This is a genomic window from Mesorhizobium sp. M0491 (assembly GCF_040321265.1).
Taxonomy (GTDB): domain Bacteria; phylum Pseudomonadota; class Alphaproteobacteria; order Rhizobiales; family Rhizobiaceae; genus Mesorhizobium.
On record NZ_JAMYRE010000017.1, the window covers coordinates 76,454 to 91,806 of the forward strand.

Here is a 15,353-nt window from a genome sequence, read left to right on the forward strand (position 1 = left end):
CGCGACGGTCTGCGGGAACGTTCGCAGGCCGTGTCGCGCCGCATGGATACGATGTCGTTTTCATGCCGACGGCGCGCCCCCGATCGTGGTTAGATCATACCATCTCAGGTGCCGCTTCGTGACGACGAGGCGGAGAATTGGGAAGCCGGTCAGAATCCGGCGCTGCCCCCGCAACGGTGGTGGAGTTCAAGTCGCAACGGGAGACCACTGGGCAACTGCCTGGGAAGGTGTCGCGATGGTCCGCAAGGACAACTCCAGAGCCCGGAAACCAGCCCGAGATTGTTAGACTCGACTGATCGCGGTGGGCGGTCAAGAGGTGGATAGCGCATGTCTGGCACCTAGCCGGCCTGCGTTTCAATCCTTCCTCCATCACCACCAGTTCAGTCCTTAGAAACGAGGACAGGACATGGATACCCGCAACGACATGCTGAGGCTCCTGAAGGGGCGCCGGCAAGGCTTTTCGCTGGAGCAGCCCTTCTACACCGATCCGGACTACTTCAAGCTCGACATGGAGCTGATCTGGTATCGCGACTGGCTGTTCATCGGCCATGATTGCGAACTGCCGAAGCCGGGCAGCTACATCACCGTGCAGATCGGCGACTATCCGGTGGTCCTTGTCCGCGACCAGCACGGCAAGATCAACGCCTTCCACAATTCCTGCCGCCATCGCGGCAGCCGTGTATGCAACACGGAGAAGGGCACGGCGGCAAAGCTCGTCTGCCCCTATCACCAGTGGACCTATGAGCTGGACGGCCGCCTGCTGTTTGCCCGCCAGATGGCCGACGGTTTCGACAAGAGTGATTTAAGCCTGAAGCCGGTCGCCTGCGAGAGCGTCGGCGGCTACATCTTCATCTGTCTGGCCAAGGAGCCGGCGGATTTCGCGCCGATGCGGGCGATGATCGAACCCTATCTTTTGCCGCACCGGTTGCGTGAAGCAAAGATCGCCTTCGAGAGCACGATCGTCGAGAAGGGCAACTGGAAGCTGGTCTGGGAAAACAACCGCGAGTGCTATCACTGCGCCGCCAATCATCCTGAGCTGTGCAAGACCTTCCCCGAGGCTCCGACCGTGACCGGCGTCAACGGCGCCGACAGCGACCCTGAAATGGTCGCGCACTGGGCCAAATGCGAGGCATCAGGCCTGCCGAGCAAATTCCGCATCGATCCGGCAGGGCAGTACCGCGCCACCCGCGCGCCGCTGCTGCGCGATGCCGTCAGCTACACCATGACGGGAAAACGGGCGGTCCAGAAGAACCTGTCCGACAGCGTTTCAACCGACCGCATCGGCTCCTTGCTGCTTTATCATTATCCGACAACCTGGAACCATATCCTCGGCGACCATGCCGTCACCTTCCGCGTGCTGCCGATCAGTGCCACGGAAACCGCGGTGACGACAAAATGGCTCGTCCACAAGGATGCGGTCGAAGGCGTCGACTACGATCTCGCTGAGCTCACCCATGTCTGGACCGAGACCAACGACCAGGACCGTCGCATCGTCGAGGAAAACGCCTTCGGCATCTTGTCGCCGGCCTACGAACCAGGCCCCTATTCGGAGCTGCATGAGGGCGGCGTGATCCAGTTCGTCGAGTGGTACGCGTCGTTCATCGGACCGCGCCTTGCAGAAGGCGACCGGCCGGCCCTGCGCAGCGTCGCCTAGCCCAGGGGACAAGAGGATGAATGCGATGACGGACCTTGGCCTCTATCGCCATCTCGACCAGATGACGCCCTGGAACGACAGGCTGCAGGTGCTGGAAGTGATCGGCGTCAGTGACGAAGCGCCTGACGTGAAGACCTTCACCTTCCGCTCCGACAACCAGACCTGGTTCCGCTACAAACCGGGCCAGTTCGTGACGCTGGAATTGCCGACATCGGACGGGCCGCTGATGCGCACCTACACGCTGTCGTCCTCGCCGTCGCGGCCGTTCTCGATCGCGGTGACGGTCAAGGCGCAGGCGGGCAGCACCGGTACGCGCTGGATGTTCGACCATCTGACGCCCGGTTCGCACGTCAAGGCCTATGGGCCGACCGGCGACTTCTCGCTGCACAGCCACCCGGCGGCCAAATATCTGTTCATTTCGGCCGGCTCCGGCGTGACGCCGATGATGTCGATGCTGCGCTGGCTGAACGACTGCGCGCCATGGACCGATGTCGGCTTCGTCAACTGCGCGCGCCGCCCGGAAGAGATCATTTTCCGCAAGGAACTCGAGCTGCTCGGCAGCCGCATGCCCGGCCTGTCGCTCGGCTTCATGATCGAGGAGCGGTCGAGCCGCGAGGGCTGGTTCGGCCATATGGGCCGCATCGACGCGATCCGGCTGCCATTGCTGGCGCCCGATTTCCGCGAGCGCGAGATCTTCTGCTGCGGCCCCGATCCCTTCATGCGCGCCGTGCGCGGCATGCTGGAAGCCGCCGGCTTCGACATGGCGAAATACCATCAGGAAAGCTTCGCGGCGCCTGCCGTGGAGGAGATCCCGGCGCCGTTCTCGCCGCCGGCGGAAGACGGCGCCGCTGCTGCAGTCGAGGCCGTGACACCAATCCGGTTCTCGCTTTCCGATGTCGATGCCGAATGCGTCGCCGGCCAGACCGTGCTGCAGACGGCACGCGCCTCTGGGGTGCGGATTCCCGCCGCCTGCGAGTTCGGCCTGTGCGGCACCTGCAAGGTGAGGAAGGTCGCGGGCGACGTCGAGATGAGTCACAATGGCGGCATCCTCGATCACGAAATCGAGGACGGCTTTATCCTCGCCTGTTGCTCGAAGCCGCTTTCGGCGCTTGAAATCGAAGCGTGACCGGCTGCGCTCGCCCGGAGCCTGCGCCATCTTGCCAAAAACCCTGCAAATGGTTAGACGCCTGCAACGGTGGGGTTGACCGTAAGGCCCGAAGATCATCTCCGCGGCCTGCTCGGCGGGGGAGCAAATATGCGACAATCCGGCATCTATGCCATTGCCAGCAAGGATATCGTCTTTGAATCCTTCGACGGCGAAGCCGTCGTTCTTGACCTGACCACGGGCAAATATTTCGGCTTTTCTGATTCAGGCAGCAGGCTTTGGGATGCACTGTCGTCCGGCGTGCCTGCCTCCGAACTGGTCGGCGCCGCGACCGGAATTGGCGCCCTCGATGCCGCCGCGATTGACGGCTTTGTTTCACAATTGCTCGAATTCGGCTTGCTGGCGGCCGTAACCGATGGCGTGGCAAGACCGGTTTCCAGCGAATTTCTGGCTCAGCTCGCCGCTGCCAGAGAGCCCCTCAAGGTCGATATCCATGATGATCTCGCCGATCTCATCGTCGTCGATCCCATCCACGAGGTCGAGGAGCCCCTCGGCTGGCCGGCGGTAAAGCAGGCCAACTGAGCCGCCCACTAGGTTCTCGCTGCCGGACAGCTCCGGAACAGGCAAATCATGCCGAAAGTCACTCTCGAAAACCTGGCTGACTACGCACGTCATGTCCTGGCACAAGCGGAGAGCAGCGCCGCGCATTATCCACTGACTTGCAAGGTGGGCTTGCCGCATCTGGATCTGACCGCGCATGTGAGTGCCGGCGCGTTGGCGGATGCCTTCGCTCATGGCTTTGTCACGGCTCCGGGCAGCCGAACGCCTGCCGACATCTGCCGCATCTTCGTCGCGCATCCCGGCATTGACGGCATCGCGGTACCGGCCAGTTGGGGCCAGGGACCCTTCACGCAGCATGGCTTCGCCACCCAACTGGCGGAAGCAGGATTGCGCGGCAACCATTTCCACGATCTCGATTTCTGGCAGTTCTATGATCCGCAACGTCGCGTTGGCGTGCAATTGATGGCCTCGGCCGATGTCTTTCCACCGTGGGAGCCGGGAGCGCCGCTGCGCCCCTTCCTCCATTGGGAATATGCGGCACGTGGCATGCGGCTGGCCCATGCGGGGACGCTCGGCACCAATGGCAAGGGCGTGCTGTTGGCCGGCGCGGGCGGCGCCGGGAAATCCGGGACCGTCGCCGCCGGCCTTCTCCACGGGTTGGACAGCGTCGGCGACGACTATGTGCTGGTCGACCTCTCCAACGGCGTGACTGCCCGCCCGTTGTTTTCAACGCTCAAGCAGGATCCCCAGGGGTTCGCGCGGCTTGGGCTGAAGCACCGGCTGAAGGCCCATGGTCCGCTCAACTGGCAAGGCAAGCATACTTTTCACATTGATGACATCGCGCCTCGGCCGGTGCCCGAAACTCTGGACATCGTTGCGCTGGTGGTGCCACATATCGGCGGAGGCGAGGCAAGTTCAATCGTGCCGGTGTCGCGCAGGGATGCCATGATTGCCTTGGCGCCGTCCGGCATAGCGCAGATGCCGGGCGAGCGGGAGAGCGGCTTTCGCTTCTTCAGCGACCTGACCCGCCTGCTGCCGTGCTATCGTCTGTCGCTGGGGACGCAGCCTCAGGAGATAGCCGGCACGATTGCGGACTTTCTCGCGCGGGGCGATTCGTGAAACTGAGCGTGATAATGCCCGTCTACAACCGTGAGCGCTATGTCGTTTCGGCATTGCGCTCGCTGGTGCGGCAGCGGGACGCCGCCGATCTCGATATCATCGTCATCGACGACGGCTCGACCGACGGCTCTACTGAGGCCGTGCGCTCGATGATGCGCGAAAACCCCTGCATCCGACTGTTCCAGCAATCCAACATGGGCGTAGCCAGGGCGCGCAACGCCGGGCTGCGGCAACTGCCGCCGGATGCGGAGTTCGTGTCATTCCTGGATTCGGACGACATCTCGCTGGCCGGACGGTTCAAGGCCGATCTCGCCCGCTTCGAGGCTACTCCCGGGCTTGAGCTGACCTATTCGCTGATGACGCTGGTCGACCGGATCGACGATGAGCAGCTGAAACCGGCAGTCGACAGCCGCACGATGACGCTTCGGGGAATTTCGCTGAGCGCCGCCGTGTTCAGCAGAGGGCTTGTCCGCCGGACGGGCGAGTTCGATGAGGATTTCGAGCAGGCTGAGGATACCGACTATCTGCTGCGCGTTTTCGAGGCGGGACCGAACTACGAATTGTTGGACGCGGTCGCGATCTACTACCGACGCCACGCCGGAAATGTCACCAAGGAGCATAGCGGCAGGGTCCGCAACCATTTGCGTGCAATCCACAAGTCGATGCGGCGGCGCAAGGCCGATCCGTCACGGCGTGAGGTCCAGGGCATCTTCGAATTGAAGAGTCCCGCCGATTGGCGAATGCTATGATGCTCGACACAATCGGGTCGGATCAGCCAAGCCCGGAACGCTGCTGGAGACGCCAATGAGGCTGAGCGTCATCATGCCGGTCTACAATCGCGAACAGTTCGTTGGCCTGGCGCTGCGCTCGCTGCTCAGGCAGCGCGAAGACATCGATCTCGACATCATCGTCATCGACGATGGGTCGACCGATGGCTCTGCGGCCGTCGTGCGGTCGTTGATCGACGACGCCCCGTGCATTCGTCTTTTCCAGCAGGTCAATGGCGGGGTCACCAAGGCGCGCAATGCCGGGCTGAAGCAGTTGCTGCCGCAGACCGGCCTGGTGTCGTTTCTCGATTCGGACGACATCTCCCCGACAGGGCGCTTCAAGGCGGATCTCGCCTGCTTCGAAGAGGATCCGGGCCTCGACCTGACCTATTCGCGCATGACGCTGATAGACAAGATAGATGGAGAGACGCTGGAACCGGCCGCCGACAGCCACTCCATAACCGTGCGAGGGATCCACCTGTCCGCCGGGATCTTTGCGCGAGACCTCATCGAGCGCACCGGTGGTTTCGACGAGGATTTCAAACAGGCCGAGGACACCGACTATCTGTTGCGTATCTTTGAGAGCCAGGCAAAATACGTTATGCCCGATACGGTGGCTCTCTATTACAGGCGTCATCCCGGCAACATGACCAAGGAAGCCGATGTGCCCTTTCGCGAGTTCATGCGCGCCATTCACAAGTCGATGAAGCGTCGCAAGGCCGATCCCAGCTTGCGCCGGGTGGAGGGGATCTTCGACTTCAAGGATCTCGCGCAGTGGCGGTTCCTTTGATGGCAGGCTACGGCGTCGTCATTCCGGCTTTCAACGCGGCCGCCACCATAGGCGCGGCCCTGAACTCCGTTCTGGCCCAGACGGCAAAGGCGGAGGCCATCGTCGTGGTCGATGACGGTTCAACCGACGATACGGCTGCGGTGATCGATGCGATGAACCTGCCGGTGACGGTGCTGCGACAGGACAATGCCGGACCTGGCAGCGCAACGACCCGTGGCATTGCGGCACTCTCGACGCCGCTCATCGCGACGCTCGATGCCGACGATTTGTGGCTGCCGGACAAGGTCGAAAAGCAGCTGGCCTATCTCGGCCGTCATCCCGGGACAGCGGGCGTCTTTACGCATTGGCGGACGTTTCGCGGCGACAGCCCCGATTTGCCCGATGCGACCAGTGAAGCTGGCTGGTCGCGCACGACGATGATGATCCGCCAGGAGGTGGTGCCACGCATCGGTCCCATCATCGACCCACCAGGCGGTCGCGGCGAGATGATCGACTGGATCGCCCGGGTTCGTGAGGCAGGCCTTGCCCTTGCCATGCTCGACGACGTGCTTGCATTGCGCCGCATCCGTCCGGGCAGCCTTTCCTACGGCCGCGATCCGGCACGCGACCGGGGCTATCTCCAGGTCGCAAGGCTCGCCATGCAGCGGCGCGCCCGGAACAAGGCAGGCTCCAATTGAACGCCAGGCCCGTTCGCCGCATCGGCCGCCGCTTCCCGGACTATGGCTGGTCGTGGCCCACCGGCCAGCTGGACCTGTTGCTAAAGGCGGCGCTGCTCTCCGACGAGGACGCAGCCGCTGCCTGCGCCGCGCGCTGGCTGGACGAGAACGACATCGATCTCGTCTCGTTTCGAGAACATCGCCTGCTCGCCGCCATCTCCGACAGGTTCGGCAGGAAGCTGGCCGGGCATACCGCGCATCCGCGCCTCGTCGGCCTGCAGAAGATGCTGTGGACGAAGTCGCGCATGGCGATGCGCGAGGCCGAACCGGCGCTGAAGGCGATGGCAGACGGCGGCGCCGACATCATGCTGATCAAGGGCGCCAGCCGCATTGCCTTGAACGCGTCGGCGCAGCGTGGCCGGGTGGCGCACGACATCGATATACTGGTGCGCCCGCGCGACATGGCTGCCGTCTTCGACATCTTGCGCGACCGCGACTGGCAGATCGCCTCGGGCGTCAGCGCGCAATATCTGCGAACCCGGTTGGCGTCGCTGCGGTCGATGAACTTCTTCAAGGGCCGTTTCGGTGACATCGACCTGCACCAGCTCGGCTATGACGGGTCGCAGACGAGCGCGGAAGACGACCTGGCGATCTGGCAACGGGCGGTCCCAGCCGAATTCAGCGGCGTCGCGGTCTTCGTGCCGTCGCCGGCCGATCGCATGGCCCTGGCCATCGCCCATGGCGGCCTCGACGCCCACACCCACAGCGACTGGCTTGTCGACTGCGCGGTCGCCATCCATGGCGAAGAGGTCGATTGGGACATGTTCCTCGACATCGTCGGCAGACGCGGCTTGGCGGTTCCAGCGGCGGTGGCGCTATCCTATCTGGCGTTCGAGATCGGCATTCCGGTGCCGGAATCGACAATGGTCAGAATCTTGGAGATGGCCGACGGAGCTGGCTTGTCGCGTTGGTCGTCGGTTCTGCAAGCCAAGCCGCGCACGGATTTCGGCGGCCTGGTCTGGCTGTCGCGCGGGCTTGCCAAGCAGTTGCGCCTGAAGCGGAAGAAGGGCCGGTTGCAACAGGAGCCACCCGCCAAACCTTGGCGCGGCAGACCGGCCGCGCGCAAGCCGCAAGCAGCATCGGCGCCTCTGATGTTTTCGCAGGCCATCGCCTGTCCGCAAACCACCGGCGACATGATGCTCGATATCACCGTCAGGATCGGCGTTCCGCCGGTCCGGCGCCGCATCGAAATGGAGATCAATGACGGTGGCGAGCATATCGCTCGCCTGCGCGCCATGGCCATCAGCCGATCCGGCAGGGAACGCGTGCTGCATTTTCGCGGCAAGGTGATGCTCGACGGCGCGCGAGCTGCCTGGACGCTAGAGGCGCGACCGTCGCGGCAGTTTCGTGAATGGAACGACGCGGCCACGGTGGCTGCTTATGGCGCCTTACCCTTCGAGCTGCTGTCGGCGGATTTCTCGCCGGTTGGCTAACGGCGAATCCGACGAACCTTTCTCGAAAGGCGGCGTCGGTTCACACTCCGTAGCGTTCGGTGCGAATGATTTCGGCTGCAACGCCGGCATCGATCAGTGCCTGGGCGGCCGCGGAAACGAAGGCGTTGGAGCCGCAGACGAAGGCGATGCCAGGCGGCTCCGGCAGCCGCGTCATGGCTTGCACCATCATCGCGACGTCCACCCGCCGCGCATAGTCGGCTGGACGGCGTGCAGCTTCGCGGGTCAGTGTCAGCACCAGGTCGAAGCCGTCCTGGCGCTCATCGAGAACGATCAGCTCGTCATGAAAGATCACTTCGTCCCAGACCCGGACCGAAAAGACCAGGACGACGGGCACCGCTGAATTACGTGCGGCGCGGTGGCGGAGCATCGACATCAAGGGCACGACGCCCGAACCGCCGCCGACCAGAACAAGCGGCCCACTCTCATCCTCGGGCCAGACGAAATGCCCGCCAAGCGGCCCGCGCAGTTCTATTTCATCGCCCACTGCCGCGACCTCGTGGAAGAAGGGCGAGACCTCGCCATCGTCGAGTTTTTCGATCGCCAGTTCAATTACGCCATGCGTTTCGGGCGCGGAGGCGATGGAATAGGAGCGGCGCGCCTGATAGCCGTCCGGCGCCGTTAGCCTGACGTCGACATGCTGCCCTGCGCGATAGGCGAAGGGCCGAGACGGCTGGAAAAAGAAGCTGGTGACACGCGGCGTGCGCTTTTCGATGCGGACGATGCTGGCTGTTTGCCAGGGCGACTGCACTGCTGCCGCATCGCTCATGGATCATCCGTGTAGCGCTGCTCGCGCCATGGGTCGCCATAGATGTGGTAGCCGCGCAATTCCCAGAAACCGGGCTCGTCGCGCGTGGTGAATTGCAGGCCGTTCAACCATTTGGCCGATTTCCAGAAATAAAGATGCGGCACCAGCAGCCTTGCCGGGCCGCCATGGTCCGGTGTGATCGGCTTGCCTTCGTAGAGCAGCGCCACCATGGCCTTGCCGGCGGTGAGATCCGTGACCGGCACGTTGGTGGTGTAGCCGTCGAACGCGTGCGCCAACGTGAAGCCGGTCGGCGGCTCGACCCCCGCATCGGCAAGGATATCGTCGACCAGCACACCCTGCCACGGCGTGTCGAATTTGGTCCATGCTGTCACGCAATGGATATCGCGTGTCATTTTGGTCATCGGCAGCGCGTTGAACTCGGTCCAGTTCCATTTCTTGATCGGGCGTGGCCCGTGTTTCAGCGTGAAAGACCAATCCTCGGTACGCACGCGCGGCGTCGGACCGGCCGACAGCACCGGGAAACCCTGTTCTAGATACTGGCCTGGCGGGATGCGGGCATCGCCATCGGTTGGCGGGCGCCGTCCTGAAGAGAAACCTCGGGTGACCATAGCGGCAATCCCCATGCGATCAGGCCACTATCGGCCTGACGCAATGTTCTCGAAGATGTCGTGACGGGCAACCTAAATCTTGACGGGCGGAGACCGGCGGGACCGTCACCGATGGACCTGCCGCTCCGCGTGCACGTCAACGCCATTTCTCAGCCATTGGCGAAAGGCACCGCGATGTACATTTGAGCGTCGCCACGCTCGACCAGCAACAGCACCGATTTCCTGCCGGACTTGCCGGCCAAGGCGATCGCCTGGGTTACCTGCCTGGCATTCTTGACCGGCACCTGATTGACGGCAACGATGATGTCGCCGGCCTGTATTCCGGAAGCGGCGGCCGCTTTGTCGGGGTTGACGCTGGCAACCACCGCGCCGTGCTGCTTGCCGGCAAGGTTCATCTGCTGGCGAATGTCGGGTGTTATATCCATCAAGCCGAGCCCTATCGCCGGAGCGCGCCCGGCGCTCGGCGCGTCGGACCCGTCGTCCAGCGACGCGGTCCTCGCATCGGCGCTGTTTTGGCCGACATCGACGGAAATCCGAATCGGCTTGCCTTTGCGCCAGACATCGACCGTTTCCCGGGCGCCCGGCGCGACATCTGCGACCGCCCGCGACAGGTCCTTGGGATCCTTCACGTCCTGCCCGGCAAAGCTGGTGATGACGTCACCCGTCTCGATGCCGGCCTTGGCCGCCGGCGAACCGTCGTTGACCTCTGAAACCAGCGCACCGCCGGAATGGTCGAGCCCGATGGCGCTCGCGACATCCGGCGTCACCTCCTGGATCTGAACGCCGATATAGCCGTACTGGATGGAGCCGCCCTTCATCAGCTTGGCGACCACCTTCTGGGCCTGGCCCGACGGAATGGCAAAACCGACGCCGACGCTGCCGCCATTGGGTGAATAGATCGCCGTGTTGATGCCGACGACATTGCCGGCGACATCCACCAGCGGGCCGCCGGAATTGCCGTGGTTGATCGGCGCGTCGATCTGGATGAAATTGTCGAAAGGCCCACTATGCAGGTCACGGCCGCGCGCCGAGACGATGCCTGCCGTGACGGTGGTGCCGATGCCGAACGGGTTGCCGAAGGCCAGCACCTGGTCGCCTGGCATGAGCTTGTCGGAATCGCCCCATTTGACTGTCGGCAGGGGTTTGTCCGACTTGATCTTGAGTACGGCGAGATCGTTCTTGGCATCGCGGCCGACAAGCTTGGCCGGAAGTTCGGTGCCGTCGTCGAGCGTAACCTTGATCGAAGAGGCGCCATCGATGACGTGATTGTTGGTGACGATGGTACCATCCGCGCCGACGATGAAGCCGGAACCCAGCGCCTCGGCGCGCTGCGGTTGCTGTTGTGGCGGCGTCTTGGGCGTCGGCATGCCCTGGTCACCGAAGAACTGGCGGAAATAGTCATCGAAAGGCGAGCCGCCGTCGAAAGGAGAGGCATCGCTCATCGTTTCAGGCTGTGCCTTCATGACGGTGGTGACCGTCACCACCGCCGGCTTGTCGGCGGCAACGATGGGTGCGAACGAGCCATTGGGCGCGGTGATGCCGGCGACAGGCGTCTGGGTCGTCGGAATAGTGTTGCCCTCGCCTTGGGCGAAAGACATGACGAAGGGGGATATGATCAGCGCAGCGCCCAGCAAGGCCGCGACGCGATGCCTACGAAGGATATCTGACATGGTCGTTTGTCCGGGCGAGAGTTGATCCAGCGCCGTGGCCTCTCCCGTGCGGGGAAAATCGGTCATCGGCGTGTCGAGGTCGCAATTGCCCGTCTCGCCTACATGGCAGCCAACCGGATCGACGGCCTTGCATCTAGGGCGCGGATTCGCCCGATTTAGGGTTTTAGGGCGACCTTACGAAGATTTAATATCCGCACGGCGGCAGCGTCGCAAAGTCGTCGGGCCCCGCCTTGCTGCCTCGCTGGAGCCTCAGCCACCGGCGGTTCGCTCGAGATAGGCCGTGGCAATCTCGCGCATGCGCTTGCCGTCGAAGCTCGGTCCGTGTCCTCCGTGACCGATGCGGATCGGCAAGTCGAGCAGGCGCTGCATCGTGCTGACATAGGCGGCTCGGTCGGAATCCGGCAGGTCGTCGATCAGCATGGCGTCGTAGATGGCATCGCCGCTGAAGAACAGGCCGTCGACCTCGTCGAACAGCGCGATCGAATCCGGTGAATGGCCCGGCAAATGCAGCACGCGAAATTGCCAGTCGCCAAGATCGACGACATCGCCCTCGTCCAGGGTTCGCGTCAAGGGCGCGGGCGGGATCCTGTAGTCGGCCGACTTCCATCCGGGCGCCGGCAGTTTCGAGACGGCACCCTCGAGGTCATGAAACATGTAGGCGTAGGTCGCCGCCTCATCCATGCTCTCGAATTGTTCCGCGCTCATCCTTGGCCCGGCCCGCAACGGGAATTCATGCAGCGAGCCGACATGGTCGAGATGGATGTGGGTGGCGACGACCAGCAGCGGCTTGCCGTCCGCCGGCTCGATCTGCGGCGCCAGCGGACAGATGCCCATGCCGGTGTCGACGAGCAGGTCGGCATCGCGACCGCGCAGATGCCAGATATTGGCCCGAACATAGGCATGCACGAAGGGCTCGGTCAGCATCGTCGTCTTGTCGTCGACGACGCTCCTGCTGAACCAGCCCGGCATCACTGGCATCAAGCGTGAGCCTGACATCAAATTTGAGCCGGGCATCAGACGAAGGGCTTCCCGACCTTGTACTTTTCCGGCACCAGCCGCTTGAGATAGGCCATGCCGGCATCCGACAGCTGATTGACGTCGGGCTTCATGAAGTCATCCGGCATGTGGCGGGTCTTGCCGGCGACGTTCTTGAGCGGCACCTTTTTCAGCACCGTTCTGGTGCCGTCATATTGAAGCGCCACCGAGCCGCCGCCCTGTTCGGCGACGGTGACGGCGAAAGCGCCGGCATCGAAAGCCTCCTGCGCATCGACCGCGCTGATGGCGCCGATATAGCCGCGCGGCATGTAGCCGAGCGCATCGACGCGGGCCCGCTTGCCCGGCAGGCCTTCCGCCAACGCGCGCTCGAGTGCGGCCGGCAGGTCGCTGCCCGACAATTTGACGTTGCCGTGCGCGTCGCGCTCGAGCTTGTCCGGCGGCACCAGGCTTTCGACCAGGGCCTTGCCGTCGGCGGTGCTGACGCCTTCCGAAACGGCGACGATGCAGCGCTTGTGGCGATCGAGCGTGGCACGGACGTCGTCGATGAAGCCGGCGGCTGAGAATGGGCGCTCGGGCACGTAGACGAGGTGCGGGCCGCTGTCGGCGTCGAGCTGCCAGGCGGCCGCGGCCGCGGTCAGGAAGCCCGCATGCCGGCCCATGACGATGCCGACATAGATGCCGGGCAGCGCACGAAAATCGAGATCGACGGACAGGAAGGCGCCGGCGACGAACTCGGCCGCCGAAATGAAGCCCGGCGTGTGGTCGTTTTCCTCGAGATCGTTGTCGATGGTTTTTGGCGCATGGACGAAGGCAATTGAGCCGCCGGCGGCATCGGTCAGGATCTGCTGCGTACCCGACGTGTCGTTGCCGCCGATATAGATGAAGGCGTCGGCGCCGGCCTTCTTCAGGCCGTTGAGGATGACATCGCAATAGGCGGCGTCGGGCTTGTCGCGGGTCGAGCCGAGGGCGGCGCTCGGCGTGCCGGCAATCAGCCGCAGCCGGTCCTCGGGGATGGCGGAAAGGTCGACATAATTGCCGTCACGGATGCCGCGCACGCCATGGATGGAGCCCAGCACCTTGGCACCGGGATGCCGCTTGCGGATCTCCAGCGTCGCTCCGACAACCGTCTGGTTGATGACGGCGGTTGGGCCGCCGCCCTGCGCGATGACAAACGTTCCAGCCATGCTTGATTTCTCCCGGCGCGATGGTTTTCAAAGCACCTTGGCCTGTCTTGCCGCATCGCGCAACGGGAGTTTCGAGCGGCGCCAACACGCCGCATAGCGTCAGACGACGACGACCGGATTTTTCTTGGAGACGCGGCTGTAGAGGTCGATGATGTCCTGGTTGATCAAGCGCACGCAGCCCGACGACATCGCTTGGCCGATGCTCCACCATTCGGGCGAGCCGTGGATGCGGTAGCCGGTGTCCTTGCCGTCCTGGTAGATGTAGAGGGCACGCGCGCCGAGCGGATTGGTGAGGCCGCCGGGCTGTCCGGCTTGCCATTTCACCAGTTCAGGCTTGCGGGCAATCATCTCCGGCGGCGGCGTCCAGGTCGGCCATTCCCTGCCGTACTGGATGTTGGCGCGACCCGACCAGCGGAAACCATCCTTGCCGATGCCGACGCCGTAGCGAATGGCGTCGCCACCCGGCTGGACGAGATAGAGCATGCGCTCCTTGAGATGGACGACGATGGTGCCGGGTGCCTCGCCTGTCGTGTCGACGACGATCTGGCGGCGGAATTCCGGCTTGACCTTCAGATATGGCACTTCCGGCACGTTGAAGCCGCCGTCGGTCAGCCCGGCATACATGACGCCGGGGCTGGTGATGTTCTTGTCGACGCTGATGCTTGGCCGGAACGGCCGCACGGAACCCGTGGTGACGTCGTCGAGCTCGAGCGCCGGCAACACCCCGCCCGAGGTCGAACAACCGGCGGCGCTCAGCAGCGCGAGCGCCCCTGCCCCGGACAGGATGGCACGGCGGGAAAGATGATGATCGGTTTCGATTGCGTCGCCATTTCGCGGCGGCGTCAGACCTTGCGGCAACTCACGCATATACCCAGACCCTACGCTGTCGGCGGGAAGCACGGTCCGGCCGGATAGCGGGCATTTTCATCATTCATGGTTGATAAAGCGTGAAGACCTTGCACAGCCTGCATTTGCGCATGGCCTTGACGATGTCCGACCTTCTTGCCTGGGCTTGAACGAAGGCTGCTGCACAAAAAGACCTCGGTCGGGTCATATTCCCGGCGCCGGCGTTTTTTACTCCTCGAACCATCAGCGAGGGGCCCCCATGTGCAAGACCTTAAAAACCGACATCAAGCTTTTTGCCGCTGCCATTGTCGCGGCGGCAACCGCTCTCGGTGCCAATGTCAGCCTGGCCGATATTGTGAGCACGCTGAACGGCGCGAACTGACACCGATCTGCCGCTGGCGCAGTCAGGGAAATCGCCTCTTTACATTCTCCCGGGTCTAAGGATTTATCCTCTTCTTTAAGCTCAAAGGAGACGAGCATGTCCTTCGAAAACTGGGCCGCCTTCGCCGCCGCGTCGACGATCCTCCTCATCATTCCGGGTCCGACCATCCTTCTCGTCGTGTCCTACGCGCTGGGCCAGGGCTGGCGTACCGCCTTGCCGATGGCCGTCGGCGTGGCGCTGGGCGACTTCACCGCGATGACCTTGTCGATGCTGGGCATCGGCGCGCTGCTGGCGGCTTCGGCGACCGTCTTCACCATCCTGAAGCTGATCGGCGCCGGCTATCTGATCTATCTCGGCGTGAAACTGTTTCGCGCAGGCGGCGCGTTGAAAGCCGAACCGCGCACCGACGCGGTCTCCTCGGCCAAGATGATGGCACACGCCTGGCTGGTTACCGCGCTCAATCCGAAAAGCATCACCTTCTTCGTCGCCTTCCTGCCGCAGTTCCTCGACCGGCACGCCGATTTCTGGACGCAGATGCTGATCTTCGAGACGACCTTCCTGGCGCTCGCCTTCGCCAATGCTTTCGGCTATGCGCTGATCGCCTCACGCGCACGCAACGTGGTGCGCAATCCCAAGGCGATCCGCATCTTCAACCGCACCGGCGGCACGCTGCTGGTTGGCGCCGGCATCGCCACGGTGGCGATGCGTTCCAGCAATTAGGCTCTCTGTCTGGCC

16 protein-coding genes and 1 riboswitch are annotated in these 15,353 nt (G+C 63.6%); of the genes, 10 read left to right on the top strand and 6 right to left on the bottom strand.

The window, feature by feature from the left end; all coding sequences use genetic code 11:
* The first annotated feature begins 89 nt into the window (after window positions 1-89).
* Window positions 90-291, top strand: a riboswitch (cobalamin riboswitch).
* Between the two features lie 115 nt (window positions 292-406).
* From NKI69_RS22200 to NKI69_RS22235, 8 genes are all read left to right on the top strand, one after another.
* A complete protein-coding gene (locus NKI69_RS22200; protein ID WP_352722537.1) occupies window positions 407-1,654 on the top strand; it encodes an aromatic ring-hydroxylating oxygenase subunit alpha in 1,248 nt (415 codons plus the stop codon).
* 25 nt (window positions 1,655-1,679) lie between these two features.
* Window positions 1,680-2,780, top strand: coding sequence for an FAD-binding oxidoreductase (locus NKI69_RS22205; RefSeq protein ID WP_023813655.1), 1,101 nt, complete (start codon window positions 1,680-1,682; stop codon window positions 2,778-2,780).
* A gap of 129 nt (window positions 2,781-2,909) precedes the next feature.
* A complete protein-coding gene (locus NKI69_RS22210) occupies window positions 2,910-3,341 on the top strand; it encodes a PqqD family protein (RefSeq protein WP_023813656.1) in 432 nt (143 codons plus the stop codon).
* Window positions 3,342-3,389: 48 nt separating this feature from the next.
* Window positions 3,390-4,439 carry a hypothetical protein gene (locus tag NKI69_RS22215; protein WP_023813657.1) on the top strand — a complete coding sequence of 350 codons (1,050 nt, stop codon included), beginning with the start codon at window positions 3,390-3,392 and terminating at the stop codon, window positions 4,437-4,439.
* Between the two features lie 14 nt (window positions 4,440-4,453).
* The gene (locus tag NKI69_RS22220) at window positions 4,454-5,188 is read left to right on the top strand and encodes a glycosyltransferase family 2 protein (RefSeq protein ID WP_081734970.1); all 735 of its coding nucleotides are present in this window, start codon (window positions 4,454-4,456) and stop codon (window positions 5,186-5,188) included.
* A gap of 55 nt (window positions 5,189-5,243) precedes the next feature.
* Entirely contained in the window at window positions 5,244-5,996 is a 753-nt protein-coding gene (locus tag NKI69_RS22225) for a glycosyltransferase family 2 protein (protein WP_023813659.1), read from the top strand.
* Window positions 5,996-6,673: a glycosyltransferase family 2 protein gene (locus tag NKI69_RS22230; protein ID WP_023813660.1), complete on the top strand. Its 678-nt coding sequence runs from the start codon at window positions 5,996-5,998 to the stop codon at window positions 6,671-6,673. Before NKI69_RS22225 ends, NKI69_RS22230 begins: the two co-directional genes overlap by 1 nt.
* Entirely contained in the window at window positions 6,670-8,145 is a 1,476-nt protein-coding gene (locus NKI69_RS22235; protein WP_023813661.1) for a nucleotidyltransferase family protein, read from the top strand. The genes NKI69_RS22230 and NKI69_RS22235 overlap by 4 nt, the downstream gene beginning before the upstream one ends.
* A 40-nt stretch (window positions 8,146-8,185) precedes the next feature.
* Here NKI69_RS22235 and NKI69_RS22240 read toward each other — a convergent pair whose 3' ends face one another.
* From NKI69_RS22240 to NKI69_RS22265, 6 genes are all read right to left on the bottom strand, one after another.
* Window positions 8,186-8,932: an FAD-binding oxidoreductase gene (locus NKI69_RS22240; RefSeq protein ID WP_023813662.1), complete on the bottom strand. Its 747-nt coding sequence runs from the start codon at window positions 8,930-8,932 to the stop codon at window positions 8,186-8,188.
* Window positions 8,929-9,540: a sulfite oxidase-like oxidoreductase gene (locus tag NKI69_RS22245; RefSeq protein ID WP_023813663.1), complete on the bottom strand. Its 612-nt coding sequence runs from the start codon at window positions 9,538-9,540 to the stop codon at window positions 8,929-8,931. Before NKI69_RS22245 ends, NKI69_RS22240 begins: the two co-directional genes overlap by 4 nt.
* A 149-nt stretch (window positions 9,541-9,689) precedes the next feature.
* Window positions 9,690-11,210, bottom strand: coding sequence for a DegQ family serine endoprotease (locus NKI69_RS22250; protein ID WP_352722538.1), 1,521 nt, complete (start codon window positions 11,208-11,210; stop codon window positions 9,690-9,692).
* A 249-nt stretch (window positions 11,211-11,459) separates the two neighbouring features.
* The gene (locus tag NKI69_RS22255) at window positions 11,460-12,179 is read right to left on the bottom strand and encodes an MBL fold metallo-hydrolase (protein ID WP_031213707.1); all 720 of its coding nucleotides are present in this window, start codon (window positions 12,177-12,179) and stop codon (window positions 11,460-11,462) included.
* A gap of 44 nt (window positions 12,180-12,223) precedes the next feature.
* A complete protein-coding gene (locus NKI69_RS22260; protein ID WP_023813666.1) occupies window positions 12,224-13,390 on the bottom strand; it encodes a diphosphate--fructose-6-phosphate 1-phosphotransferase in 1,167 nt (388 codons plus the stop codon).
* Between the two features lie 99 nt (window positions 13,391-13,489).
* Window positions 13,490-14,257 (bottom strand): L,D-transpeptidase, encoded by a 768-nt coding sequence (locus NKI69_RS22265; RefSeq protein WP_023813667.1) that lies wholly within the window; start codon window positions 14,255-14,257, stop codon window positions 13,490-13,492.
* Window positions 14,258-14,495: 238 nt separating this feature from the next.
* Here NKI69_RS22265 and NKI69_RS22270 point away from each other — a divergent pair, with 238 nt between their 5' ends.
* Together NKI69_RS22270 and NKI69_RS22275 are read left to right on the top strand one after the other, a co-directional pair.
* Window positions 14,496-14,618, top strand: coding sequence for a hypothetical protein (locus tag NKI69_RS22270; RefSeq protein ID WP_023813668.1), 123 nt, complete (start codon window positions 14,496-14,498; stop codon window positions 14,616-14,618).
* 96 nt (window positions 14,619-14,714) lie between these two features.
* Window positions 14,715-15,338 (top strand): LysE family translocator, encoded by a 624-nt coding sequence (locus NKI69_RS22275; protein WP_023813669.1) that lies wholly within the window; start codon window positions 14,715-14,717, stop codon window positions 15,336-15,338.
* Window positions 15,339-15,353: the final 15 nt, after the last annotated feature.